General features: G+C 62.1%; 28 protein-coding genes. 14 read left to right on the top strand and 14 right to left on the bottom strand.

Features of this window, described 5'->3' with window-relative positions; all coding sequences use genetic code 11:
- A partial coding sequence (locus ACOVQ0_RS14795; protein ID WP_421885979.1) for a hypothetical protein occupies window positions 1-245 on the top strand: 245 nt, incomplete at its 5' end.
- A 29-nt stretch (window positions 246-274) separates the two neighbouring features.
- Here the strand turns inward: ACOVQ0_RS14795 and ACOVQ0_RS14790 are convergent.
- Window positions 275-742 carry a hypothetical protein gene (locus ACOVQ0_RS14790; protein ID WP_421885976.1) on the bottom strand — a complete coding sequence of 156 codons (468 nt, stop codon included), beginning with the start codon at window positions 740-742 and terminating at the stop codon, window positions 275-277.
- Between the two features lie 38 nt (window positions 743-780).
- Window positions 781-1,560 carry a universal stress protein gene (locus tag ACOVQ0_RS14785; protein ID WP_421885973.1) on the bottom strand — a complete coding sequence of 260 codons (780 nt, stop codon included), beginning with the start codon at window positions 1,558-1,560 and terminating at the stop codon, window positions 781-783.
- 143 nt (window positions 1,561-1,703) lie between these two features.
- Here ACOVQ0_RS14785 and ACOVQ0_RS14780 point away from each other — a divergent pair, with 143 nt between their 5' ends.
- The 4 genes from ACOVQ0_RS14780 to ACOVQ0_RS14765 all read left to right on the top strand — a co-directional run bounded on the left by ACOVQ0_RS14780 (window position 1,704) and on the right by ACOVQ0_RS14765 (window position 4,759).
- Entirely contained in the window at window positions 1,704-2,348 is a 645-nt protein-coding gene (locus tag ACOVQ0_RS14780) for an HAD-IA family hydrolase (protein WP_421885970.1), read from the top strand.
- A gap of 24 nt (window positions 2,349-2,372) precedes the next feature.
- Window positions 2,373-2,954 carry a hypothetical protein gene (locus ACOVQ0_RS14775; RefSeq protein WP_421885967.1) on the top strand — a complete coding sequence of 194 codons (582 nt, stop codon included), beginning with the start codon at window positions 2,373-2,375 and terminating at the stop codon, window positions 2,952-2,954.
- Window positions 2,955-3,083: 129 nt separating this feature from the next.
- A complete protein-coding gene (locus ACOVQ0_RS14770) occupies window positions 3,084-4,082 on the top strand; it encodes a sterol desaturase family protein (RefSeq protein WP_421885964.1) in 999 nt (332 codons plus the stop codon).
- Window positions 4,083-4,138: 56 nt separating this feature from the next.
- Window positions 4,139-4,759 (top strand): hypothetical protein, encoded by a 621-nt coding sequence (locus tag ACOVQ0_RS14765; RefSeq protein WP_421885961.1) that lies wholly within the window; start codon window positions 4,139-4,141, stop codon window positions 4,757-4,759.
- Window positions 4,760-4,762: 3 nt separating this feature from the next.
- Here the strand turns inward: ACOVQ0_RS14765 and ACOVQ0_RS14760 are convergent, their stop codons facing one another.
- The 3 genes from ACOVQ0_RS14760 to ACOVQ0_RS14750 form a co-directional block, all read right to left on the bottom strand.
- Window positions 4,763-5,569 (bottom strand): DUF6454 family protein, encoded by an 807-nt coding sequence (locus tag ACOVQ0_RS14760; RefSeq protein WP_421885957.1) that lies wholly within the window; start codon window positions 5,567-5,569, stop codon window positions 4,763-4,765.
- Between the two features lie 108 nt (window positions 5,570-5,677).
- The gene (locus tag ACOVQ0_RS14755) at window positions 5,678-6,361 is read right to left on the bottom strand and encodes a spermidine synthase (RefSeq protein ID WP_421885954.1); all 684 of its coding nucleotides are present in this window, start codon (window positions 6,359-6,361) and stop codon (window positions 5,678-5,680) included.
- A 136-nt stretch (window positions 6,362-6,497) separates the two neighbouring features.
- Entirely contained in the window at window positions 6,498-8,006 is a 1,509-nt protein-coding gene (locus ACOVQ0_RS14750; protein ID WP_421885951.1) for a S10 family peptidase, read from the bottom strand.
- A gap of 262 nt (window positions 8,007-8,268) precedes the next feature.
- On the opposite strand from ACOVQ0_RS14750, the gene ACOVQ0_RS14745 reads away from it, so the two are divergent.
- Together ACOVQ0_RS14745 and ACOVQ0_RS14740 are read left to right on the top strand one after the other, a co-directional pair.
- Complete coding sequence (locus ACOVQ0_RS14745; protein ID WP_421885948.1) at window positions 8,269-9,825, top strand: acyl-CoA synthetase; 1,557 nt, start codon at window positions 8,269-8,271, stop codon at window positions 9,823-9,825.
- A gap of 14 nt (window positions 9,826-9,839) precedes the next feature.
- Window positions 9,840-11,153: a cytochrome P450 gene (locus ACOVQ0_RS14740; protein ID WP_421885946.1), complete on the top strand. Its 1,314-nt coding sequence runs from the start codon at window positions 9,840-9,842 to the stop codon at window positions 11,151-11,153.
- Between the two features lie 161 nt (window positions 11,154-11,314).
- On the opposite strand, the gene ACOVQ0_RS14735 is transcribed toward ACOVQ0_RS14740, so the two are convergent.
- Window positions 11,315-11,734: a DUF983 domain-containing protein gene (locus ACOVQ0_RS14735; RefSeq protein ID WP_421885943.1), complete on the bottom strand. Its 420-nt coding sequence runs from the start codon at window positions 11,732-11,734 to the stop codon at window positions 11,315-11,317.
- A 60-nt stretch (window positions 11,735-11,794) separates the two neighbouring features.
- Between ACOVQ0_RS14735 and ACOVQ0_RS14730 the strand changes: the two genes are divergently transcribed.
- From ACOVQ0_RS14730 to ACOVQ0_RS14715, 4 genes are all read left to right on the top strand, one after another.
- Window positions 11,795-12,451, top strand: a complete 657-nt coding sequence (locus ACOVQ0_RS14730) for a ferritin-like domain-containing protein (RefSeq protein ID WP_421885940.1) — start codon at window positions 11,795-11,797, stop codon at window positions 12,449-12,451.
- A gap of 180 nt (window positions 12,452-12,631) precedes the next feature.
- The gene (locus ACOVQ0_RS14725) at window positions 12,632-13,243 is read left to right on the top strand and encodes a lysophospholipid acyltransferase family protein (protein WP_421885938.1); all 612 of its coding nucleotides are present in this window, start codon (window positions 12,632-12,634) and stop codon (window positions 13,241-13,243) included.
- Entirely contained in the window at window positions 13,236-14,033 is a 798-nt protein-coding gene (locus ACOVQ0_RS14720) for a DUF1295 domain-containing protein (protein WP_421885936.1), read from the top strand. Before ACOVQ0_RS14725 ends, ACOVQ0_RS14720 begins: the two co-directional genes overlap by 8 nt.
- A gap of 90 nt (window positions 14,034-14,123) precedes the next feature.
- Window positions 14,124-14,744 carry a hypothetical protein gene (locus tag ACOVQ0_RS14715; protein WP_421885934.1) on the top strand — a complete coding sequence of 207 codons (621 nt, stop codon included), beginning with the start codon at window positions 14,124-14,126 and terminating at the stop codon, window positions 14,742-14,744.
- Window positions 14,745-14,949: 205 nt separating this feature from the next.
- On the opposite strand, the gene ACOVQ0_RS14710 is transcribed toward ACOVQ0_RS14715, so the two are convergent.
- The gene (locus ACOVQ0_RS14710) at window positions 14,950-16,713 is read right to left on the bottom strand and encodes a bifunctional metallophosphatase/5'-nucleotidase (protein ID WP_421885930.1); all 1,764 of its coding nucleotides are present in this window, start codon (window positions 16,711-16,713) and stop codon (window positions 14,950-14,952) included.
- Window positions 16,714-16,905: 192 nt separating this feature from the next.
- Here ACOVQ0_RS14710 and ACOVQ0_RS14705 point away from each other — a divergent pair, with 192 nt between their 5' ends.
- The gene (locus ACOVQ0_RS14705; RefSeq protein WP_421885927.1) at window positions 16,906-17,541 is read left to right on the top strand and encodes a TetR/AcrR family transcriptional regulator; all 636 of its coding nucleotides are present in this window, start codon (window positions 16,906-16,908) and stop codon (window positions 17,539-17,541) included.
- Here ACOVQ0_RS14705 and ACOVQ0_RS14700 read toward each other — a convergent pair whose 3' ends face one another.
- Entirely contained in the window at window positions 17,542-17,955 is a 414-nt protein-coding gene (locus ACOVQ0_RS14700) for a thermonuclease family protein (protein WP_421885924.1), read from the bottom strand.
- Between the two features lie 100 nt (window positions 17,956-18,055).
- Here ACOVQ0_RS14700 and ACOVQ0_RS14695 point away from each other — a divergent pair, with 100 nt between their 5' ends.
- Window positions 18,056-18,295: a hypothetical protein gene (locus ACOVQ0_RS14695; RefSeq protein ID WP_421885920.1), complete on the top strand. Its 240-nt coding sequence runs from the start codon at window positions 18,056-18,058 to the stop codon at window positions 18,293-18,295.
- Here ACOVQ0_RS14695 and ACOVQ0_RS14690 read toward each other — a convergent pair.
- On the bottom strand, window positions 18,282-18,629 hold the full coding sequence (locus ACOVQ0_RS14690; RefSeq protein WP_421885917.1) for a DMT family protein: 348 nt from the start codon (window positions 18,627-18,629) through the stop codon (window positions 18,282-18,284). The two genes, ACOVQ0_RS14695 and ACOVQ0_RS14690, sit on opposite strands and share 14 nt — an antisense overlap.
- Before the next feature lie 109 nt (window positions 18,630-18,738).
- Here ACOVQ0_RS14690 and ACOVQ0_RS14685 point away from each other — a divergent pair, with 109 nt between their 5' ends.
- On the top strand, window positions 18,739-18,981 hold the full coding sequence (locus tag ACOVQ0_RS14685) for a hypothetical protein (RefSeq protein ID WP_421885915.1): 243 nt from the start codon (window positions 18,739-18,741) through the stop codon (window positions 18,979-18,981).
- 2 nt (window positions 18,982-18,983) lie between these two features.
- Here the strand turns inward: ACOVQ0_RS14685 and ACOVQ0_RS14680 are convergent, their stop codons facing one another.
- From ACOVQ0_RS14680 to gluQRS, 5 genes are all read right to left on the bottom strand, one after another.
- Window positions 18,984-19,298: a hypothetical protein gene (locus ACOVQ0_RS14680; RefSeq protein ID WP_421885912.1), complete on the bottom strand. Its 315-nt coding sequence runs from the start codon at window positions 19,296-19,298 to the stop codon at window positions 18,984-18,986.
- Window positions 19,299-19,379: 81 nt separating this feature from the next.
- On the bottom strand, window positions 19,380-20,252 hold the full coding sequence (locus ACOVQ0_RS14675) for a 3-hydroxyacyl-CoA dehydrogenase NAD-binding domain-containing protein (RefSeq protein ID WP_421885909.1): 873 nt from the start codon (window positions 20,250-20,252) through the stop codon (window positions 19,380-19,382).
- A gap of 96 nt (window positions 20,253-20,348) precedes the next feature.
- Entirely contained in the window at window positions 20,349-20,909 is a 561-nt protein-coding gene (locus tag ACOVQ0_RS14670) for a cob(I)yrinic acid a,c-diamide adenosyltransferase (RefSeq protein ID WP_421885906.1), read from the bottom strand.
- A 19-nt stretch (window positions 20,910-20,928) separates the two neighbouring features.
- Complete coding sequence (locus tag ACOVQ0_RS14665; RefSeq protein WP_421885903.1) at window positions 20,929-21,159, bottom strand: hypothetical protein; 231 nt, start codon at window positions 21,157-21,159, stop codon at window positions 20,929-20,931.
- Complete coding sequence (gene gluQRS / locus ACOVQ0_RS14660) at window positions 21,156-22,001, bottom strand: tRNA glutamyl-Q(34) synthetase GluQRS (protein WP_421885900.1); 846 nt, start codon at window positions 21,999-22,001, stop codon at window positions 21,156-21,158. The genes ACOVQ0_RS14665 and gluQRS overlap by 4 nt, the downstream gene beginning before the upstream one ends.
- Window positions 22,002-22,133 lie beyond the last annotated feature (132 nt).

Here is a 22,133-nt window from a genome sequence, read left to right as displayed (position 1 = left end):
CAAAAAAAGACCCGGCAGTTGCCCGCCGGGTCGGAAAGTTTTGGGAGAGGATGCCTGAAAGGCAGGATCTGTATGCACCGCACACAGGATTTGTGCAATTGCGAAATGATCAGACTTGGTTGCATTTTCTGCAATTTTCCCTTCAAGTCTTTGATTTAAGGCATTTATACGCTTGTTTCATACGAAACGATACCAACCCGTTTCGATCACAATGGATTGCACAAATAGGTTTCGAATCGGGATGATGCATCGCAACAGAAACGATTGTATCCAATCAACGCGCACAGCCGCGCTGCACGTCCGGGCCGATCCGGCGAATCACGGCAAGCGGATAAACCGTGTCGGACATGCCGTCGGAGCACGTTTGCCGACTCACTTCGAGTTCGAGCGGCTTGCCATCGATCGTGGCCGAATGGATCACCGCATCGCCCGAACGGCGCATGGTGGCGGGAACCGTCAGGCCATCGGGCATGTCCGGCGTCGAATATGTCAGCGTGCCATCGTGCACCTGCACCGACCAGAACGGTTCGGTGCCGATGGCCCGGAAACGCACGGGAATGTCACCAGCGGCCGCCTGCCCGGCAGGGTTGGCCGTTGGCGTGGGCGACGGTGCCTCAACCGGGGTTGCCATCCCCGAAGGCGTCGCAGTGCCCGATGGCGAAGCATCAGGATCGGCAGGTTCGGAACAGGCCGATAGCAGGGCGAGCGCGAACAGCGGCGAAAACGGCGATCTTTTCATCATTCCCGCCCTCTCCGCCAGTCTCCCGCCCGCGCCAAGCCTCAATGCGCCAGCAGCAGCGGGATCTGCGACCGATCGAGCATATCGCGCGACACGCCGCCCAGCAGCAGTTCGCGCAAACGGCTGTGGCCGAACAGGCCCATGACGATCATCCCGGCCCCAATGTCGCGCGCGCACTCTTCGATCGTGAAAGCGATTGACCCATTGCGTTCACGATCGTGCACTTCGGCATGAACGCCATGACGCGAAAGATAGCTGGCGGCATCGGCAGCGGGAAAATTGTTTTCCTTCTCCCGCACGGTCAACAGATGCACCTCGCCCGCCTGTTGCAGCAGGGGCAATGCCGCGCGCATCGCATTGGCACCTTCATGGCCGCCGTCCCACGCAATCAGGGCAGGCTTGTCAAAGCCAAGCATCGGAACCCCGCGCGGCACGCCTAGCACCGGCGCGCGTAGGCTGAGCGCCATCTCCTCTACCACCGGGTCCGACAGGCTGCCGATGACCACATCGGCAAAGCGGGCGGCTGCGGCTGCAGCGGCTATGCGTTCCTGATCGAGCACTTCGATATCGAAAGGCACATCCTGCGATGCGAAGCGCTGGTCGAGCTCTGCGGCGAGTTTCTCGTTCGCCTCGCGCGCTTCGTTAAGCGCATAGGCAGAGACGGCAACGCCGCCAAACGGTTCCCACGCGGCCATTTGCGCAAACGGCGTGGCGATCTGGAACGTAACATGTCCGTTGGAAGCACGGGCAAGCGCCAATGCCGTTTCGATCCGGTCTTCAAGAGCTTCGGTAATGTCCAGCGGGCAAAGAATGGAGCGCATCGGGATCCTCCTCTTTCATGTGTCCCAACCGTCCTCCTGCAGAGTGGACCATGCCATGACTTAGGTCAAATCGGAGCAAATATCGCAGGTTGCCCGCATTCATCGAACGGTTAAAACCGGGATGACACACAGAAGGGGACGATATGGCATTCGCAGCGGTGATCTTTGATTTTGGCGGTGTCATCACCTCGTCCCCCTTCGAAGCGTTCAACCGGCTGGAGGCGGCACGCGGACTGCCGCAAAATCTTGTTCGCAAGATCAACACATTAAATCCCGATACCAATGCCTGGGCGCTATTCGAACGGGCTGAGATCGATGCGGCCGATTTCGACAGGCTCTTTGCCGAGGAAGCCCGTGCCTTGGGCCATGAACTGGATGGCGCGTCGGTCCTCGCCGTGCTGGCAGGCGCGGTACGCCCGGCAATGGTCGCCGCGCTCGATCGGTTGCAGGCAGAGGGCTACCGCCTTGGCTGCATCACCAACAACGTGCCGACCGGCCACGGCGCAGGCATGGCCCGCAGCGGCGATGCGCGCGACGAGATGGAGCAGATTTTTGCCCGCTTCGAACATGTGATCGAAAGCAGCAAGGCGGGTGTGCGCAAGCCCGATCCGCGAATCTATCAGATGATGTGCGAAAAGCTGGGGTTGGCACCGGACGCTTGCGTCTATCTGGATGACCTTGGCATCAACTGCAAACCCGCTGCCACGCTGGGGATGCGCGCGATCAAGGTCACCAGCGGCGAACAGGCGCTGGCCGATCTTGGGCAAGTGCTGAACATCGAATTTTAGGGCTTTGTCGCCTATCCCGTCAGCGTGAAAGCACCGCGCAACCCCAAACGGCCAGTCCTGCCGCCTTCGCTGCTGGCACAGATACTTCTGCCCTTTGCGATACCGGTGGCCATCACTCTGGCGCTGCTTCTGGCCGTGGGCGAAGGATGGCCGCGCAATATCGCACCCGGTTCCGGCCTGAAGCTAACCGGGCTGATCGCTACCGCGCTGTGTGGAATGGCGGCATGGCGCTGGGCTACGCGACAAGTGGCCGACGGAAGGGTGCGCAGGTTCGCTGCGATCCTGATAACGATCACGGCGCTGATGGGCTGGCCGGTATGGGCCGTGGGCGCGTTGCCCAGCCTGAACGGCAGTAGCCTTGGCACGCCCCGCCAAACGGATGTGCAGCTTGTTCGGCTGGACATCACCATGCCCAGCCGCGGCCACAGCGGGTTCTACCATTGGGCGTGGATCGCGCCGCGACGGGCCACATCGCCAATTGGCGCAGGCCGCGTTTTCATCCCGGAAGAAGCATACCGCAAATGGAACGCGCAGCGGCCAGCCACCGTAACCCTGCGCCACGCCAACGGTCTGCTGGGTGCCGAAGTTCTAACCGGATTCGATTGAGAACACAGCGCAGACGCGCTTCGCCACATACGTCATTCAGCGTGTATCCGCCTGCCGATTTCCGATGATATTACTGTCTATGCAATTGGTATTACTAGCAAAGCTGGTAAGTAATACGGGATCGTGCAGATGGCAGGAACGCAGGTAGGCAAGCGGATCATCGGAGCGGAATCGCCGGTGACGATCGGTTGGGAAAACCTGCCCAAGGTGGAAGGCGGTCCGTTCAAGCGGTTCTTCTTCACATGGTTCCAGCCGGTCACGTTCTTCGCGCTGCTGGCATTCTGGTACTATGCGCCCAACGATATCGCCAAGGCATCGACCGGGATCTACATCGGCATCGCGTTCAAGGTCCTGCTGCTGGGTCTGGAATGGGTCAATCCGCGCCACAAGAGCTGGCAGTTGACGTGGAAGGAACTGGTCACCGATCTGTTCTATGTCGGGCTGGGCTATACGGTGCTGCGCATGGTCGATGGCTTCATCGGCGATGGCGCGATCATCGGCATGATCCAGGAACAGTGGGCGATGGACAAGTTCAGCTGGTTCACCGGGCTGCCGCTGCTGCTGCAGGCGTTCCTGATCTCGTTCATCTTCGATTTCGGCCAGTACTGGATGCATCGCGGGATGCACAACTGGTATCCGCTGTGGCTGACCCACGCGCCGCACCACTACATCACGCAGTTGAACATCAACAAGGGCGCGGTCGGCAATCCGGTGGAACTGTTCCTGATCGGCCTTGGCATCGGCGGGTTCTTCGATTTCCTGCCGCGCGCCTTCCTGCTGGCAGGCACATTCGGCCTGACGGTGAGCATCTACCAGCACATCAACGTGCGCTTCAACACGCCAAACTGGTGGCGCTTCCTGTTCAACACGATCGAACATCACAGCGTCCACCATTCGCGCGATTACGAGGCGAGCCGCAGCAACTATTCGGGCACGTGGATCATAATTGACCGCATGTTCGGCACGGCGGTCGATGGCGAGGCAGAATTGCTGGGTATGGAAGGTGGCCGACGCATGTCGATCCGCGAGACGATGCACTATCCGTTCACCGAAGGCTGGAAAACGCTGAAGGCCAGGTTCGGGCGCGGACGTTATGACGCTCCCGAAAGCGCGGTGCCGGCAGAATGAGCGGGATCGCAGCGCAGAGCATCTGGCAACAGCCCGCCCCCCAACCGGCACCCCGCATGAGCCTGCGATACATCGACTGGATATGGCACGTGCGCGACAGCGTGGCCGTCCCCGAGGGCCAGACCTCCAGCGAAGCGCTCGACCGTTTGGAGCCGATGCTGGACCAGATGGACACAACGCATCAGCGCGGTGAAACCACACTGACATTCCACCGCAAGGCACCGACGCCGCAAGACCCGCTCTCTGTATTCGAAGATGGTGTTCTGCAAATCGAGGAAACGGCGCAAGGCAAGACTCTGCGCTACCACCTTGTGAGCAAGGCGCTGCTGTTCTGCTTCCTGCTGCCGCTGCTTTTCGTCGGCTTCGGGCAGCTTACGCTCTATGTCGGTGCCTATCAGAAGGCCGCTGCCGAGGCCAAGGAGAAGGCCAAGGAAATGGCGGGCGGCGACAAGAAGAAGAAGGACGAGGCCAAGGTTCTCCAGCTCAATCCCGTCGACAAGATGCTGGGCGCCCCAGCCCCCGAAAAGCCCAAGAAGGGCGAAGAGCGCGGGCGCAAGCCATCGGCCACCGCGGCATACGTTTTCGCCGGAATATTCGCGTTTCTCTATCTGGTCGGGCGCTTTCTGGAGCCTTGGCTGGTACGGCGACGGTTTAACGCGCGGCTGACGGAAGGCTGACGCTCAACTCTCAAGGCGGTAGTGGAACAGGCGGCTCGGCCCGTCTTCGGGCAGGAGATAAAGGTCGCGCCCTTCTATCGCCATGCCCTCCCCCGTCAGCGGCCCACCACGACCGAACGGGCGGACCGTGCCAATTGCCCCGGCTTTCAGGCTGCGGACGATTTTTCCCGAAGGCCAGTCGATCCAGTCAACCGTGCCGCTGATCCAGTCGCGATTGCCGCCCGCTACAAGATGGCGTCCGTCGAACTTCATGTCCTGAAAATGCGTGTCCGAAGGATTGGGCACGATCCGCACCGTTTGCCCTGACTCCAGATCGATCTCATAGAGCAGGCGGCTGTCCCAGTTGCCCCCCACAAGCCTGCCGCCCGCAACGGCAAGGCAGCCGATGTGATCTGCCACAGCGATCCTGCGCCGCACTTCGAGCGTTGCGGCATCAATGCCCAGCAGCACAGCGGAACTGGCGGCCCGCATTTCGGCAACCGGCACCCAGATCAACCCGTCAGCGGCGGAAATGCCACCGGGGTGATAGCGCGCGCCATCGGTCAATTCGATGCGGCGCAGCGCCTTGCCGCTGGCGCGATCAAATTCGTGCAGCCACGCCCGCCTGCCAGCATTATCGACCGATGTGGCCCAGATCCGGGTCGGCTGCACGACAAGGCCCTGCACGTGATAGAGTTCGCCGCCCAGCTTTGTCGTGCCCATGAACTGGGCCTCTTCGATCACGCTGCTGAACGGAACCGCAGTCCCTGAAAGGCTGGAAAGTGCCACGAACGCGGCTCCCATTCCGGTCAGCATCGTCTTGCCAAACATTCCATGCGCCCCTTGCTGGCGAGCCGTTTGTCGGCCCGCCTGCGCAAATGACAGCGGCGAATGTCAGGTCGGAGTCGGTGTTGCAGTCATGTTGCAGCGCAGCATGAGTTATACGCTTGCGAACCAGATAACATGCTTTGCGCCCTTGCCGTTGGTGCGGGCGCGGACTTCCACTTCGTCCACATCGAACCCCGCCGCCTTCAGGCGCTGCGTAAAGTTGGGATCGCGCGCGGCAGACCAGATCGCCAGCACGCCGCCGGGACGCAGGGCGTCCATCGCGGTGCGCAAGCCGCGCATGGTGTAAAGCCGGTTGTTCTTCGTTCGCACCAGTCCATCAGGCCCGTTATCGACATCGAGCAGGATCGCATCATAACCGGTCCCGCCAACCGACAGCGCATTGGCCGAAATCACATCGGCCACATCGGTCATCACCAGCCGCACGCGCGGATCATCAAGGCACCCTGCTTCCAGTTCCGCCATCGGCCCTTTGGCCCACTGGATGATTTCGGGCACCAGTTCGGCCACGGTCACCTGTGCGTCAGTCGGCAACTTTTCCAGCGCCGCGCGCAAGGTGAAGCCCATGCCATAACCGCCGATCAGCATGGCGGGGCGCTGCGCCTTGGCGATACGCGCGATGCTCTGCGTGGCGAGTGCGATTTCCGAGCCGTTCTGTCGCGTGCTCATCAGTTCGTTATGGCCCAGCACGATCATGAAATCGCGGTCATGGCTGTAGAGCTTCAGCTCTTCACCATCGGGGACACGGGCCGTGCCAAGAAGTTCGCGTGCGATCATGGGTGTGGCTCCGCCGTCAGTCTGTGAAGCGTGCCCCTAGAATGTCCTATAGGGTTGCGCAACATGCCCTCCCCCAGCCTCTCCCGCCCGCGGTAGGGGAGACTGTTAAGCGCCCTCGCGTAAACGGGAGCGGAGATTACTTCTGCCGCCGGATGAAATCGCGCAGGTCTGCCGACAGCTTTTTCCGGTCAGCATCGCGCACATACATCATGTGCCCCGCGTCGTAATAGTGGAACTCCACCCGGTCTTGCGGCCAGCCGGGGCGGTTCATTGCATATTCGGCGTAATAGAACGGCGTGGCGAAATCATACCAGCCTTGCCCGACCCAGACCTTGGTCCTGCTGTTTTCGCGCAGCGTGCGCGCAAGGCCGGGGGCGACATTCACATAAGTGTCGCGCCCCACGCCGATACGCCAGTCCCACGGGCCGACCGGGCCGATGGAAACATAGCTGCGGTCGGTCTTGTAACCCAGATCACCGCGCAGATAGGCGTTCACCGCCGCCGGATAGCTGGCATCGATGCCATAGAAGCTGGGATCATTGTCCGGCTCTTCGCCTGCGTTGTCATAATCCTTGCCGGTGTATCGCGCATCTAGGCGACCGATCGACAGACCGCGATCACGTAGCAGTTCCTTGTAGAACCGCCCCGGACTGACCCGCAGGTTGGCGCGTTCGAGGAAGTCTTCCGATAGCCCCGTCAACTGCGCCATCCGGGCGCGGACGCTGGCGCGCTCCTCGGCCGGCAGGCTGTTCCCCTTGATCAGCGCGGACACATAAGGGCCACTGGCAAAGGCACGCGCTTCGGCCACCACGTCCTCCACCCGTGCGGGGCGGGGATTGAGCTTGTTGTGATACCACGCAGCAGCGGCATAACTGGGCACGTTGCCCATGTGCTGCATTTCGTTGCCTTCGTCCTCCGCTTCCAGCCCGAAGTCGAGAATGGCGGAAATCAGGATCACGCCGTTCAACGCCACGTCGTTGTAGGCGCGGTTCAGTTCGGCGGCGACAGCGGCAGAGCGCGTCGTGCCATAGGATTCGCCGCCAAGGAATTTGGGCGCATTCCAGCGGTTGTGCTCGTTCAGCCAGAGCCGAATGAACTGCGCGATGGATTCCGCGTCCGCCTTCACGCCCCAGAATGTCTTGGGATCGGTCCCGCCCAGCGCATAGCTCCAGCCCGTGCCCACCGGATCGATGAACACGAGGTCGGCCACATCAAGCAGCGATTCCGGGTTGTCGGTAATATCATAGGGCGGCGCGCCATCGTCCTGCGCATCGGGCAGGTTCACGCGCTTCGGCCCGAATGCTCCCATGTGCAGCCACAGGCTGCCCGAACCAGGACCGCCGTTGAACATGAAGAACACCGGGCGGTTCGGTTCTGGATTGTCTTTCAGATAGGTGGTCGAAAAGATCGCAGCCGTGGGCTTACCGTCCTTGTCCTTGAGAAAGGTTTCCCCTGCAATCGCGGTGTAGGCCACCCGCGCGCCACCGAACGTGCCGCTGCGCTTCGCCACCACACGGTTTGGTGCGGATGGCTCGGCATCAGACGATTTCTCTGCAGCCTTTCCGGCAGGTCCGTCCGCCGCATGAAGCGGCACGGGCGTGGCCAGCAAGGCGGCAATGGCTGCAAACGATACGAAGCGCGACATCGGAAATCCCCTTTGCGCGTGGCGATAACCGCGCCTTTCGCGGTACGCAATCGTCACCTTTGCAACCAGATGCGGGGAAACCACCGAAGCCCTGCTTGCCGCTACGGCTTGGCGGATCATCACCCCGCGAGGCAATCGGACAAGAATTGCCCCGATGGTGCCAACAGCTTGGCGCAAAACCCGGTTGCGCCCCTTAATTGATCGCTTAAAGTCCGCACGAAAGAGGCAGCGCGAGTCTGCCCGCGAACGAGAGGATCAGGCCGTGCAGGCAAGTGGGCAGTTTCATCCGAAGTACCATGCGGCAAGGAATCCCGACCGCCCCGCCGTGATCATGGGCGGCAGCGGAGAGGTGGTGACCTATGCCGCGCTTGAGGCGAAATCGAACCAGTTTGCCCAGTTGCTCCGGTCGCGCGGGCTGCAGATTGGCGACACCATCGCACTCTGCCTTGAAAACCGGGCAGACTTCTTTGCACTGGCCTGGGGCGGACAGCGGGCGGGCCTGGTCTACGTTGCGGTATCAAGCCGCCTCGCCGCGCCCGAAATCGCCTATATCGCACGCGACAGCGGCAGCCGGTTGCTGATCGGTTCGGCCTATACCGCACCGGTGCTGGATGAAGTGGCGAAGCTGGCGCCCGACGTGGCGCAACTGCGTTTCGACACCGATGGGCCAATGTCGCTGGACGCGGCCCTTGCCGCCATGCCCGACACGCCGATTGCCGATGAGCGCGCCGGGTGCGACATGCTCTATTCCTCAGGAACCACCGGCAAGCCCAAGGGCGTGCGCATTCCCCTGCCCGAAGACCCTGAGATTGGCGCAGGCAATTCGCTCGTCGCCATTGCCAATCAGGCTTTTGGCATTACCGGCGATGCGGTCTACCTTTCGCCCGCGCCGCTCTATCACGCCGCGCCCCTGCGCTGGAGCATGACCATTCACCGCATGGGCGGCACCGTGGTGGCAATGGAAAAGTTCGATCCCGAACATGCGCTGCAATTGATCGAAAAGTACAAGGTAACCGACAGCCAGTGGGTGCCCACGCATTTCGTGCGGATGCTCAAGCTGCCCGACGATGTGCGCATGGCTCACGACACCTCAACACTCAAATGCGCGATCCATGCCGCCGCCCCTTGCCCGGTGCCGGTCAAGCAGGCGATGATCGCATGGTGGGGTCCGGTCATCCGCGAATATTACGCCGGGACCGAAGGCAATGGCTTTACCTTCGTCACCAGCGAGGAGTGGCTGCAGCGCCCTGGCACGGTCGGCCGCGCGATCCTCGGCACGATCCGCGTCTGCAACGAAGAGGGCGACGTGGTTCCGGCGCGACACGAAGGGCAGGTGTTCTTCGAAGGCGGCAACCCGTTCGCCTATCACAACGACCCGGACAAAACGCGCGACGCCACCAACAAGCATGGCTGGACCAGCCTTGGCGACGTGGGCTGGGTGGACGAGGACGGCTATCTGTTCCTGACCGACCGCAAGAGCTTCATGATCATTTCCGGCGGGGTGAACATCTACCCGCAGGAGATCGAAAACCTGCTCGTCACGCACCCCAAGGTGGCAGATGTCGCCGTGATCGGCGCGCCAGACCCGGACATGGGTGAAAAGGTCGTCGCCGTGGTCCAGCCGCACGACATGGCCGAGGCTGGCCCCGCGCTGGCGACAGAACTGGCCGAATGGCTGGGGCCACAGCTTTCGCGCGTGAAGATGCCCCGCCAGATCGATTTCCGCGCCGAACTCCCGCGCGAGCCTACCGGCAAGCTGTTCAAGCGCCTGCTGCGCGATGAATACAAGCAAGCCAGTCAACAAGACGCTGCGGCCTGAGGGAGGATTGCAACATGGCAAGCACTGCTGAAACGCCAACCGTGCCCGCTGACGTGGGCCGCGCGGTGATCGACCCCAAATCCTACGGCGCGTGGGATCCGCTGCTGGACCAGTTCGATGCGCTGCGGGCGCAAACGCCGGTAGCGAAAGTCGTCGCCCCCGCTGACGAGCATGAGCCGTTCTGGCTGGTGTCGGGCTTCGACGCGGCGATGAAGGTAAGCAAGGACAACGCGACCTTCCTCAACAACCCCAAGTCCGCCGTCTTCACCCTGCGCGTGGGTGACATGCTGGCGCGCTCGATCACCGGGGGCAGCCCGCATCTGGTGGAATCGCTGGTGGCTATGGATGCACCCAAGCATCCCAAGCTGCGCCGCCTGACGCAGGACTGGTTCATGCCCAAGAACCTGGCCAGGCTCGATGCGGAAATCCGCAAGATCGCCAATGAGGCTATCGACCGGATGCTGGACGCGGGGGACGCCAATGGAGGGGAAGGCGATTTCATGGCACTCGTCGCCGCGCCCTATCCGCTGCATGTCGTCATGCAGATCCTTGGCGTTCCGGCTGAGGATGAACCGAAGATGCTGTTCCTGACCCAACAGATGTTCGGCGGGCAGGATGAGGACATGAACAAATCCGGCCTCAAGGATCTGCCACCCGAGCAGATCAGCGCCATCGTGGCCGGTGCGGTGGCAGAGTTCGAGCGCTACTTCGCAGGCCTTGCTGCCGAACGCCGCAAGAACCCCGGCGAGGATGTGGCCACTGTCATCGCCAACGCCACCGTTGATGGCGAACCGATGAGCGACCGCGACACCGCGGGCTACTACATCATCACCGCCAGCGCCGGGCACGATACCACCTCGGCCTCGTCAGCTGGCGCAGCGCTTGCCCTTGCCCGCGACCCCGACCTGTTCGCACGGGCCAAGGCAGATCGCAGTCTCTTGCCCGGTATTGTCGAGGAAGCGATCCGCTGGACCACGCCAGTGCAGCACTTCATGCGCACGGCGGCGGCGGACACCGAAATCGCCGGACAGAAGATCGCGGCGGGTGATTGGCTGATGATCAACTATGTCGCGGCCAACCACGATCCGGCACAGTTCCCCAACCCGCGCGCGTTCGATCCCACGCGCCCGGCCAACCGCCATCTTGCGTTTGGCGCAGGCTCGCACCAGTGCCTGGGCCTGCATCTGGCCCGGCTGGAAATGCGCATCCTGCTGGATGTGCTGCTCGACCGGGTGGAAAGCCTTGAACTGGCGGGTGAGCCGCGCCGCGTGAACTCCACCTTCGTCGGCGGCTTCAAGGCCCTGCCAATGCGCTGGAAGGCGGTGTAAAGCGCCAAATCCTCCCTGATTTTCCGAAGGGCAATCGGGGAGGGGAACCGCCAGCGAAGCTGGTGGTGGAGGGGTAATAGAACGCCCCCTCCGTCATCGGCTACGCCGACGACACCTCCCCATTTGCGCTTCGCGAAAACGGGGAGGAATGGACGGAAGGGTCACCCCTCGCCCTTCTCCCGCGCGTTCAGCTTGGCCCACAGCCCTTCGGTTCCGGCCTCGATCGCCTTGTTCACATATTGCGAGGCGACCAGCCAGCCCTTGAACGGGCGCAGCGTGGCAAGGCAGCCGATGCCCAGAATCGGCACAGACGTCAGCACGTGCACCCACCACGGCGGCGCATGGGCAACCTCCAGCCACACCGCAAAGAACGTCAGCGGAAAGGCGGTGATGCACAGCGCGAAGAATGCCGGGCCGTCGTCCGCATTGGCGAACTGATAATCCAGCCCGCATTCGGGGCAGGTCTTCTGCAGCTTCAGCCAGCCATCGAACATCGGCCCCTTGCCGCAGCAGGGGCAAAGCCCTTTCCAGCCGCAGCGCACGATCCAGTCGAACTTCGGGTTGTCGGTGAAGAAAGCCATTCGTCCGCTCTAGAACTTGGTGACTGGAACGCAAGGGCATGACAGGCGTATGATGTCATCGTGGCCAACCCGCTCCTCCGCTTCCGCAACCGGTTCCTCGACGTGCTCGCGTCGATCTATCTCTATAACGAGCATCGCGGCTACACCTCGCTCGATCGCGTGCTCGATGCCGTGCGGGTGCGCTGCCCCGACGATCCCGCCTTCATCGCTGCCATCGAAAAGCACCGCGCGGACGAACGCAAGCACTACGTAATGTTCCGCCGGTGGTTCGAATTGCAGGGCCGGATGCCGCTGGCGGTAGACAGCACCTGCGGCCACATCGACCGTTTCATCTTCAGGGTCTTCGGCTGCACCATCGACGATCTCGATACGCAAGGCGTGATCGCCAGCCCCGATGCCTTCGAACAATTGTGCCGCGTGATCATGCTAACCGAACAGCGCGGGATGCGTCAGGTGGAAATCCTGCTCCGCAACAGCCACGTCCGATCCGACAAGGCGATGACGCGCATTTTCGAAGTGGTGGAAAAGGACGAACCGGACCACTGGATGCCCTACGCCGCGTGGCTCGACGGCCAGCATCGCGCCAAGGCGAAGTGGCGCGAACGCTGGGCCGATTACTGGATTCACAAATCGCTGATGCTGGTAAAACTGCCCAGCCTGTTCCTGCGCCGATCCACGCCACGCATGGCCGCGTGGCCCGATGCGGTCGGGGCCTGATCTGCTCCCTCCGCGCCTTCCCTCCTTTACCTCGTCATTGCGAGCGCAGCGAAGCAATCCAGAGCGGTTTACGCGACTCTGGATTGCTTCGCCGCGCTCGCAATGACGAATGGGGGCGAGACGAATGGAAGGGAAGACAGCCTCGCCAACCCGCGTTAGTCTGACGCCGGGGAGAAGGACATGGACGGGGCGTTGACTGACCGCAAGCCGAGCCTGCTATCGCTGATGGTGCGCAAGGCGCTGGTGTGGTTCTATCGCAGGCGCGGATGGAAAGCGCATGGCACGCCACCTGCCGATGGCCGCTGCGTGATCATCGCCGCACCGCACACATCGAACTGGGATTTCCTCTACTTCATCGGGTTGACCGAAGACCTTGGCCTCAAGCCGCACTTCATGGCCAAGGACAGCCTGTTCCGCTGGCCGCTGGGCGGCTTCATGCGCGATATGGGCGGGGTGGCGATAGACCGGAAGGCGCGCGCCAACGTCGTCGATGCGATGGTGGCAGAATTCGCCCGGCGTGATCGCTTCATGCTGACCATCGCGCCAGAGGGCACACGCGGCAAGGTCGGCCAGTGGCGCAGCGGGTTCTATCACATCGCGCTGAAGGCGGGCGTGCCGATGGTGGTGGGGATGATGGACTATGGCACCAGGACCGGCGGCCTCGGCCCGGCCATCTGGCCATCTGGCGATTACGAGGCAGACATGCGCAAGATCTTCGAAATCTATCGCACGGTCACGCCCAAACACCCCGACCGGGGCCTGACCAAGCTGCCGGAGAACACAAATGCTTAGCGCGCTCGCCATCAACGCCGCCGTTCTGGTGCTGGGAATGCTGGTGCTGTGGCGCGTGGCGGTGAAGATTAGCGATGTCAGCTTCATCGATGCGGTATGGGGCGGCGGCATGGGCGTGCTGGCGCTCATATCATGGCTGCACGTCCCGGGCGGTGCGGGCGCAAGAGCCAGCCTGATCGCCGCGATGGCCGCCATCTGGGCGGCAAGGCTGGCATGGCACCTCTACACCCGCTGGCGCGGGCATGGCGAAGACCCGCGCTATGCCAGGATGCTGGGCAAGGCCAAGGCGAAAGGCCAGTTCGCCTCTGCCGCGCTGAAGTTCGTGTTCGCCCCGCAGGCGCTGTTGCTGTTCATCACCTGCCTGCCCGCCCAACTCGGCGTGCTGGCCAGCCCCGCCCCTTCACCGCTGGGGCCGCTGGCACTGGCGGGAGCCACCCTGTGGCTGGTGGGCATCACGTTCGAGGCCGTGGGCGATGCGCAATTGAACGCATTCCGCGCCGATCCCGCCAACAAGGGCCGCGTGCTGCAAACCGGCCTGTGGCGCTACACCCGCCACCCCAACTACTTCGGCGACGCCTGCGTCTGGTGGGGCATCTGGCTCGCCGCCGCCGACGCCGGCCTGTGGGTGGCGCTGGCCAGCGTGATCGGCCCGGTGTTCCTGACTTTCACGCTGACCAAGTGGTCGGGCAAACCGCTGCTGGAAAAGGGCATGGAAGAGCGGCGGCCGGGGTATCGGGAATATGTGGAGCGGACTTCGGGGTTTGTGCCTTGGTGGCCGAAGTCATTTTAATGCGCGGACCTCTTTAACTGAAATGTCGATATTTTTCATCACTCAAAGCCGAACATTACCAACGGCCCTTTGGAAGATTAACTCGTAAGCATGACCCCGATCAAACGCCTTCTTAGGCGCGTTCCACTCTTGCGACGCTTCGCTTATCATTACGCTAGGCAGGTCAGGGCTGATCGGCGAGAAGCCAAGTGGGCCTATGCCCAGTCCGTACTTGCGACGGTAGGAAACATAACGATAATGTGGGCAGGTATTGAGCGCGTATTGGATCAACTAATCGCGTGGTATCAGCAAAATTGTACCGATTTATCTAAAAAGCACCCAAGACAGTTTTCCGAAAAACTTAAGTATCTGCGCCGTTTTGAAGACGATGACAGGCTAACAGATGAGACTATCAGGTTCATTCGCTACGTTCGAGAGGAAGGTGCGCGATTGAGCGATGTTCGAAATGATATAATTCACGGACTTTTATGGCACCAAGGCGGTCACTCTCTATCCTGGCAAACCCAGCGTGTTGTGTATGACGGTCCGAACGCCTATATTTCTCGCAGCAAATATCACAATGATGACCTCCAAAATCTCAGCAAAGAAATTTGCAATTTTTTAAATCATATAGCACCAACAATTTGGATCCTCTGCGGCGGCAATTCCGATGAATATTCTCGTGATCAAATTCGCTCCGCGTTTACTGAACTCGGATTATTGACACCTTAAGTGGTTAGCATCCAATCGTGTTGTCCCCCCGGGGTGACGGGGGTGGGGGTGATGTGAAGGGCGTCTTGCAACGTTACCCTCCGCCGTCACCCTGAACTTGTTTCAGGGTCCATTTCTCACCACAAACGGCGGCTTGATCGGCCCAATGGATCCTGAAACAAGTTCAGGATGACGAGTGTGCGAGGGCGTGGGATTGAGCGTCACCTCACCCCTTCACCACCACCCGCGTCTCCTGCGGCACGGCGCGAACCGGCACCGCCCTGATCCAGCCCTCCAGCGCGTCAATGTCGGTCGGCCCCGTCACCGTATCGGGCTTACCGACGAAGCCTGAGAAGCCATCGCCGCCCAGCCCCAGAAAACCGTTCACCGTCACGCGATAGGTCTGCGCCATGTCCAGCGGCTTGCCATCCAGCGTGATCGACACGATCCGGTCACCCGAAGGCCGCGCCGGGTCATAGGTGAAGACGAAGCCGGTGGAGGGGGCCAGCGCCTGCTTGGGGCCAGTGTCGTCCAGCCCCTCTTCCAGCACGGCCTTGATCTGCGCGCCGGTCATCGTTTCAGTCACCACATTGTTGCCGAAGGGCTGGCACAGGTAGATGTCGCCAAAGGTCAGCGTGCCATCCGCTGCGGGCACCAGCGGCGCGCGGATGCCGAAGGGGTTCATGAAGGCGATCTGTGCGCCCTTGTCTTGCGTGGCGCCCAGTTGTGCGTCGGCGATCAGGTTGCCCAAGGGGCCGCCGCCCTTGTCGCCCGGCCCTTCCAGCTTGGGCGCGGCGACGTCCAGCTTGCCGATGGGGCGCTGCGTGTATTGCTTCGATGCCTCGACATATTTGGCCACATATTCCGCCACATCGGCGCGCGGCTGAAACTGCGGGAACAGCGCGGTATTGCCGATATCGCCGCGCGTGCCCTTGTAGGGCGCGGACTGCACGATCACATTTTCGGCCCGCTTCGAAACCACGCGCCCCGCCACCGGATCAATCTTCAGCGTGATGTCGGTAACGAGTTCACCATAGACGCCCGCGCTGGTCAGCAGGAAGGGCTTGGCCGGGTTGAGCGCGCCATAATCGCAAACATAGGACCAGTGCGTGTGGCCTGAAACCACCACGTCCACGCGCGTGTCCAGCCGGTCGAGGATCGGGCGGATGTCTCCGGCAAAGTTCTCGCAACCCTGCGGGTTCGGTTCGCCCTTGGTGCGTCCACCTTCGTGGATCAGCACGACGATGGCGTCCGCGCCCTGCTTTTTCAGCGCGGGCACGGCAGCGTTGATCGTATCGGCCTCGTCCGCGAACGTCAGGCCCTGAATGCCGGTGGGGTTCACCAGATTGGGTGTGCCTTTCAGCGTCAGCCCGATCACGCCCACGGTGACGGCGCTGCGGCCAGAGCCGAAAGTCTTGAGGCCGGTTGCCGGGAACAGCGTGGAGCCATCGGCCCGCTTCGTGCTGGCGGCGAGGTATTTGAACGTTGCGCCGGTGAACGGCTCCAGCGCGCAGGGCTGCTTGGCCGTGAACTTCTCGCACCCGCCGGTCTGCTTGCGCAGCAGCTCCTGCTGGCCATTGTCAAACTCGTGGTTGCCCACCGCGTTGAAATCCACGCCGATGCGGTTCATCACGCCGATGGCCGGTTCATCGAGATAGAGCGAGGAAGCCAGTTGCGAGGCGGAGATCATGTCGCCCGCCGATACGGTCATCGATTGCGGATGTTTGGCCCGGATCGAATCGATGGCCGAAGCCAGCCACGCCGCGCCGCCTGCAGGCACCGGGATCACCCCGCCCTTGCCATCGGCCACGTTGACCGACTGGCGCGGCGGTTCAAGGCTGCCGTGAAAATCGTTGATGCCGATGATGCCCACTTCGACTGGCCCACTTGGAACTGGCCCAACCGGCGAATTGCTGGCCATCGGGGCGGCACAGGCAGCCAACAGGCCGGGCAGCAGAAGGGCAAATGCGGAACGAAGCGGCATGGGCATCGGGGGAACGGCCTTTGTATCGGGTGCAACCGGTTTCCGTCGGCGCTACCCGATCAAGATGCCAGTTTGAAGGCAATATCTGCGCCCTTCTTCGTATGCGCGCCGCATGTCTCCGCCCTTGGGGTCATTGTCTATGGGCGCAGGCGTCCCTACAATGTGCAAAGACCCAGACACAGGACGCGCAACTTCGTCATGGCACTAAACGGCAACGATCAGGAAGCCATGCGGGCGCGGCTCGTCGATCTGGCGCAGGCAATGGTTGAGGAACGCGGTGGCGCGGGGCTGAATCTCTCCGAACTGGCCGCCCGCGCCGGGATCAGCCAGGCCAATCTCTCCCGCTATTTCGAAACGCGCGAAACCCTGATGGAGGCGATTGCCGACCACTGGTTCCAGCCGATGGTCGAGATCATGGAAGAGGTTCTGGCCAGCGACCTGCCCCCGCGCCGCAAGATGTACGAATTCTTCGCCCGCCGCTTTGTGGTGATGCGCAAGAAGTGGGAAGCCGATCCGGTCAAGCTGCAGACCTATATCGAGGTCGGCAGCGATTATTTCGAACAGGTGCGCAGCTACATCGATCTTGCCGACCACTATCTGGGCGAGATCATCGGCGAAGGCATGAGCGACGGCCACTTCGTCGGGCTTGAGGTTGATGAGACGATCAGCCTCATCAACCAGATGTGCGCCCCTTATTGCGCGCTGCAGACCATGATCCTGTTCATGGAACGCCTGAACGAGGACAAGCTGGCGCGGATCATCGATGCGGTATTCGATGGCCTTTCCGCGCAGGATCGCGGCGCAAAGGCGTTGACGGGCCTGCGCGCGGCCTGATCAGGACTGCGCGCACCAGTCGCTGCGCTTGCCCTTCCACCGCTCGGCCAGTCCCTCGGTCACCAGTGGTTCGGCCAGACTGCTGCCCCGGCGCGTCACCACGCGCAGCGCCCGGCCATAACGATCAGTCGCACGGCCCTGCACTTCCAGCGTAAACGGCCCCGCGTTGAGCAACTGCATCAGCCGCCGCGTGGCCCGCGCGCCAAGTTCAGCCTCAGCCGCACAGCCGGGCTGCGATGTTTCGGGCGTGTTGATATCGGCGATGCGGATCTTGGTGCCTTCCAGCCAGAAGGTATCGCCATCCACCACGCAGGTCACGCGCGGCCCGCTGCCGCATAGATCGAAGCGCGCATGGACCGGTGCCTGAGCGCTGGCGACGGGAGCCAGCCATCCATATCCCGCACCGAATGCCACTGTCGCGATGGCTGCAAGTGATCGTATTCTCATGCGCCTCGCTTGGAACAAAGCGGGCACGAGCGCGCCTCAGTAGTCGCGCGATCAGGGTTCGTCCTCAGTGCTAACCACTGGGAAACTTTCGGCTGCCAAGATGGCCGCCATGTTCGGCCCTCGCCTCAGCACCGTATTCGTCAGCCGCTGGAAAGCGCTGTGGTGGGCCGCGTCGATTCTGGTGCTTACGTGGTCGGTCGTCCCGGCGGCGGACCAGAACGGCGAAGCGTCAGGCCCGTCGAAGCCTGCACACGTCGATCCGTGGGCAAAGGATCAGCCGCAGAAGGGTGGCGCTACTTCCCCGTAAACAGGAAGCCCACCGCCGCCATGATGCAGCCAAAAGCGGCGAAGTGCCGCCAGTGCAGCGGCTCCTTCAGGATCACCACCATGAACACCCCGAAGATCACCAGCGCAATAGCTTCCTGCGCGATCTTGAGCTGTCCTGCGCTCCACCCGTTCAGTGCGCCGATGCGATTGGCGGGCACGGCAAGGCAATATTCGAACAGCGCGATGCCCCAACTGATCGCGATCACCCAAACCAGAGGCCGCGCCTCCACCTCTGCCGCGCCGCCGCGAATGTGCCAGTACCACGCCGTGGTCATGAACAGGTTGGACAGCACGAGCAGAACGATGGTGGCCATGAAGCACTTTCACAGGGGTTCGGCAAAACCGATGCGGCAAATAGGTCCGATCTTGGGCGAACGTTAACCTCTTCGCGGCAAATCTGCGATGATTCGGGGATTTACCAGCATGAGCAATGCTTCACAGCGCCATACCAATGCCATCCTGCTGCTTGTGATCAGCGTGATCGCCTTCGGCATTTTCGTGTTTGATGGCGTGAGCGGCGCGCGCAAAAGCGCAACGCCCGGTCCTGCCACAACAGTCAGTTCATCAGACGATCTGCCTGTAGAAGACCCGAACGCCGAAAGCATCCCGCTCGACAAACCGGAAGAACTGCAAAGCGCGCCCGATATCGCCGCGCCCTCCGAATAATTTCAGCGCCCGCGCGGCGTATCGTCGTCGATACCGGCCTCGCCCAGCATACCGTCTTCGTCATCGTCGCTGCGTTCTCCACGGAACGCGCCCATATCGATGATGCCGCTGCTGACCATCTGCTTCATGTGATCGACAAGATCTGGCGTGCTGCCCGGCTCGTCGCCCTGCCCCGGCACACGTTCGCCCAGATCCTGTTCACCCAGCACGCTGGTGGCGCGGGCAAGCGCTTCGTCGGCAACGGTCTGTGCCTGCGCACCGCCGTCTTCCTGTTCGGCGTTGAAGGTTTCGGGTGCCGGGGTGTTCGGGTCGGTCATGGCGTATCTCCTTTTTCAAGGAGACTACGCCCTGACGTGCGCGCCGTTCCGGTTCAGCGCGCCAAAATCAGCGGGCCAGAATCAGCGGGTCGGCACCGGCACGTCGCCCGAATAATCATAGAAGCCCCGGCCCGACTTCCGGCCCAGCCAGCCTGCTTCGACATACTTTTGCAGCAGCGGCGCGGGGCGATACTTCGGGTCACCCGTCGACGCGAGGTAGATCTTCATGATCTCGAGCAGCGTATCCAGCCCGATGAAGTCCGCCAGTTCCAGCGGTCCCATCGGGTGGTTAAGCCCCAGCTTCACGCCCTTGTCGATATCGACGATAGAGCCTGTGCCGCTGCCCAGCACGAATGCCGCCTCGTTGATGAAAGGCACGAAAATGCGGTTCACGATAAAGCCCGGCTCATCCTGCGACAGGACGATTTCCTTGCCGATATTCGCCACGTAATCGCGCACCGCTTCGATCGTGGAAACCGACGTGGCAAGGCCGGGGATCACTTCCACCAGCTTCATCAGCGGCACCGGGTTGAAGAAGTGAATGCCGATGAACCGCTGCGGATCGGGCGAGGATACGGCCATGCGCGTGATCGGGATCGAAGATGTGTTCGATGCCATGATGGCGTGCGCGGCAAGATGCTTGCCTGCCGATTCAAAGATCTTGTGCTTGATATCCTCACGCTCGGTCGCCGCTTCGATCACCAGATCGGCTTCGGCCAGCGCCGCGTGGTCCGAAAATGCGTGAAGGTTCGCCACGGTAGACGCCGCCAGCGCCGCATCGACCTTGCCCTTTTCGACCAGCTTGGCCAGCCCCTTGGCGATCTTGTCCTTGGCCTTTTCGACAAGTTCGATGGACACGTCGCCCAGCAGGACTTTCATCCCCGCCTGCGCCGAAACCTGCGCAATGCCTGCCCCCATCTGGCCCGCACCGATGACCGCCACCGTCTTGATCATGTGATTCCCTCGCCTTGCGAATAGCTATGCAGATGCGGCGGGTAGCGAGCCGAGGCTTGCAAGTCTACCTGCGCCTAACGCGAGGCGGGCAGCCTTTTAACGTGAGCCGCCGGGCACCCACAGCGGGTCATTCCCCGCATTCGTCGCCCGCGCCAGCACGAACAAATAGTCCGACAACCGGTTGAGATAGGCCAGCGCCTGCGGGTTCACCGGCTCGCCCGCCGCCAGCGCCACGGCGCTGCGTTCCGCCCGGCGCGCAGCAGCACGCGCCACATGCACACGCGCCGCCGCTTCCGATCCGCCCGGCAGGATGAAACTGCGCAGCGGTGGCAGGTTTTCGTTCAGCGCGTCGATAGCCGTTTCCAGCCATTCCACTTGCGATGGCACCACGCGCAACACCATTTCCGATGGAGCAAAATCGTCACCCGGCGTCGCAAGATCAGCACCCAGATCGAACAGGTCATTCTGGATGCGTTGCAAATCGCGCGCCGTTTCTTCGGCACAAGCCACGGCGGCAAGCCCGATCAGGCTGTTGGCCTCGTCCACATCGCCAATCGCCTGCATCCGCGCATCGTGCTTGGCCCGGCGCGATCCATCGACCAAGCCGGTCGTGCCATCATCGCCCGTGCGGGTGTAAATCTTGTTGAGCTTTACCATCGGACAGAAGCGCCGCGCCTCAGCGCGAAAACGCCAGCAGGATGGCCACCGTGACCACGGCCAGCGCCTGATACTTGATGCGATTGAACATCATCTTGTTCTGCAAAAGCTGGTTCGCCGTTGCCCCCGATCCGGGTTCGCGGTTCAGGTCTTCCTTGGTGCTGTTCAGGAACGCGATGATTCCGCGCACCAGCGACACCACGGTGAGCGCGACGAAGATGATGATCAGCGGGATCAGAAAATACTTCATGGCAACTGATCTATGGCGTCGGACAGTGAAATACCAGTGTCAAATAGGGTAGCCCGCACCTCTGCGGCCACGGCGCGCCCATCTTCCCCCGCCCGCCTGCGATCGGCCAGCGCCGGAGCATCGCGGCGCTTGGCCAGCTTGCGCCCGTCGGATTCCACCAGAACGGGATGATGATGCCACACCGGCACCGGCAGGCCGAGCAGGTGTTGCAACAAGCGATGGATATGCGTCGATGCAAAAAGGTCTACTCCGCGCGTCACATGCGTCACGCCATCGGCTGCATCGTCAAGCGTGGCGGCAAGATGATAGCTGGCAGGCGCGTCCTTGCGCCAAAGCACCACGTCACCAAACAGTTCGGGCCGCGCACGTTGAACGCCATGCCGCTCGTCGGTCCATTCCAGCGGCCCGGCCAGCAGCACCGCCTGTTCCATATCCAGCCGCCATGCTACGTCCGGCCCCGGAACTGGACCACGGCGCAGGCAGGTGCCAGGATAGATCGGTCCATCCGGCCCCTGCGCCATCGCGGCCGCCGCCACTTCGGCCCGCGTGCAGCTACAGGGGTAAAGGATGCCCATCGCGCGCAGATCCTCGGCAGCGGTGCGATAGCTGGCCAAACGCTGCGATTGCGGCGTCACTTCACGATAATGCAGCCCCAACCAGTCCAGATCATCCCGAAACTCCTGGTGCAGCTCACTGCGAGAACGCGCGCCGTCGATGTCCTCGATTCGCAGCAGGAACGCGCCCCCGTCGAGCAAAGCCCGGTCATGCGCGACGATTGCGGAATACGCATGTCCAAGGTGTAGCGGGCCGTTGGGGCTGGGAGCAAAACGGGTGACGGTCATTACCGATCAACCTAGCGCGAGTGGGCGACTGGTAGAAGCCTGCCGAAAGACACAAACCATCGTCATTGCGAGCGCAGCGAAGCAATCCAGAGCGCCACGCAAAACGCTCTGGATTGCTTCGCTGCGCTCGCA

Origin of the sequence: Novosphingobium sp. (assembly GCF_049240505.1) — a bacterium.
Taxonomy (GTDB): domain Bacteria; phylum Pseudomonadota; class Alphaproteobacteria; order Sphingomonadales; family Sphingomonadaceae; genus Novosphingobium.
The sequence above is the reverse complement of the archived record's forward strand: the minus strand, read 5'-3'. Positions and strand labels throughout refer to the sequence as shown.

What these genes read in the sequence shown, in the direction of transcription:
- ACOVQ0_RS14790 (WP_421885976.1), bottom strand. Translation starts at nt 742, where the DNA reads ATGATGAAAAGATCGCCGTTTTCGCCGCTGTTCGCGCTCGCCCTGCTA.
- ACOVQ0_RS14785 (WP_421885973.1), bottom strand. Translation starts at nt 1,560, where the DNA reads ATGCGCTCCATTCTTTGCCCGCTGGACATTACCGAAGCTCTTGAAGAC.
- ACOVQ0_RS14780 (WP_421885970.1), top strand. Translation starts at nt 1,704, where the DNA reads ATGGCATTCGCAGCGGTGATCTTTGATTTTGGCGGTGTCATCACCTCG.
- ACOVQ0_RS14770 (WP_421885964.1), top strand. Translation starts at nt 3,084, where the DNA reads ATGGCAGGAACGCAGGTAGGCAAGCGGATCATCGGAGCGGAATCGCCG.
- ACOVQ0_RS14765 (WP_421885961.1), top strand. Translation starts at nt 4,139, where the DNA reads ATGAGCCTGCGATACATCGACTGGATATGGCACGTGCGCGACAGCGTG.
- ACOVQ0_RS14760 (WP_421885957.1), bottom strand. Translation starts at nt 5,569, where the DNA reads ATGTTTGGCAAGACGATGCTGACCGGAATGGGAGCCGCGTTCGTGGCA.
- ACOVQ0_RS14755 (WP_421885954.1), bottom strand. Translation starts at nt 6,361, where the DNA reads ATGATCGCACGCGAACTTCTTGGCACGGCCCGTGTCCCCGATGGTGAA.
- ACOVQ0_RS14750 (WP_421885951.1), bottom strand. Translation starts at nt 8,006, where the DNA reads ATGTCGCGCTTCGTATCGTTTGCAGCCATTGCCGCCTTGCTGGCCACG.
- ACOVQ0_RS14740 (WP_421885946.1), top strand. Translation starts at nt 9,840, where the DNA reads ATGGCAAGCACTGCTGAAACGCCAACCGTGCCCGCTGACGTGGGCCGC.
- ACOVQ0_RS14735 (WP_421885943.1), bottom strand. Translation starts at nt 11,734, where the DNA reads ATGGCTTTCTTCACCGACAACCCGAAGTTCGACTGGATCGTGCGCTGC.
- ACOVQ0_RS14725 (WP_421885938.1), top strand. Translation starts at nt 12,632, where the DNA reads ATGGACGGGGCGTTGACTGACCGCAAGCCGAGCCTGCTATCGCTGATG.
- ACOVQ0_RS14720 (WP_421885936.1), top strand. Translation starts at nt 13,236, where the DNA reads ATGCTTAGCGCGCTCGCCATCAACGCCGCCGTTCTGGTGCTGGGAATG.
- ACOVQ0_RS14715 (WP_421885934.1), top strand. Translation starts at nt 14,124, where the DNA reads ATGACCCCGATCAAACGCCTTCTTAGGCGCGTTCCACTCTTGCGACGC.
- ACOVQ0_RS14710 (WP_421885930.1), bottom strand. Translation starts at nt 16,713, where the DNA reads ATGCCCATGCCGCTTCGTTCCGCATTTGCCCTTCTGCTGCCCGGCCTG.
- ACOVQ0_RS14705 (WP_421885927.1), top strand. Translation starts at nt 16,906, where the DNA reads ATGGCACTAAACGGCAACGATCAGGAAGCCATGCGGGCGCGGCTCGTC.
- ACOVQ0_RS14690 (WP_421885917.1), bottom strand. Translation starts at nt 18,629, where the DNA reads ATGGCCACCATCGTTCTGCTCGTGCTGTCCAACCTGTTCATGACCACG.
- ACOVQ0_RS14685 (WP_421885915.1), top strand. Translation starts at nt 18,739, where the DNA reads ATGAGCAATGCTTCACAGCGCCATACCAATGCCATCCTGCTGCTTGTG.
- ACOVQ0_RS14680 (WP_421885912.1), bottom strand. Translation starts at nt 19,298, where the DNA reads ATGACCGACCCGAACACCCCGGCACCCGAAACCTTCAACGCCGAACAG.
- ACOVQ0_RS14675 (WP_421885909.1), bottom strand. Translation starts at nt 20,252, where the DNA reads ATGATCAAGACGGTGGCGGTCATCGGTGCGGGCCAGATGGGGGCAGGC.
- ACOVQ0_RS14670 (WP_421885906.1), bottom strand. Translation starts at nt 20,909, where the DNA reads ATGGTAAAGCTCAACAAGATTTACACCCGCACGGGCGATGATGGCACG.
- ACOVQ0_RS14665 (WP_421885903.1), bottom strand. Translation starts at nt 21,159, where the DNA reads ATGAAGTATTTTCTGATCCCGCTGATCATCATCTTCGTCGCGCTCACC.
- gluQRS (WP_421885900.1), bottom strand. Translation starts at nt 22,001, where the DNA reads ATGACCGTCACCCGTTTTGCTCCCAGCCCCAACGGCCCGCTACACCTT.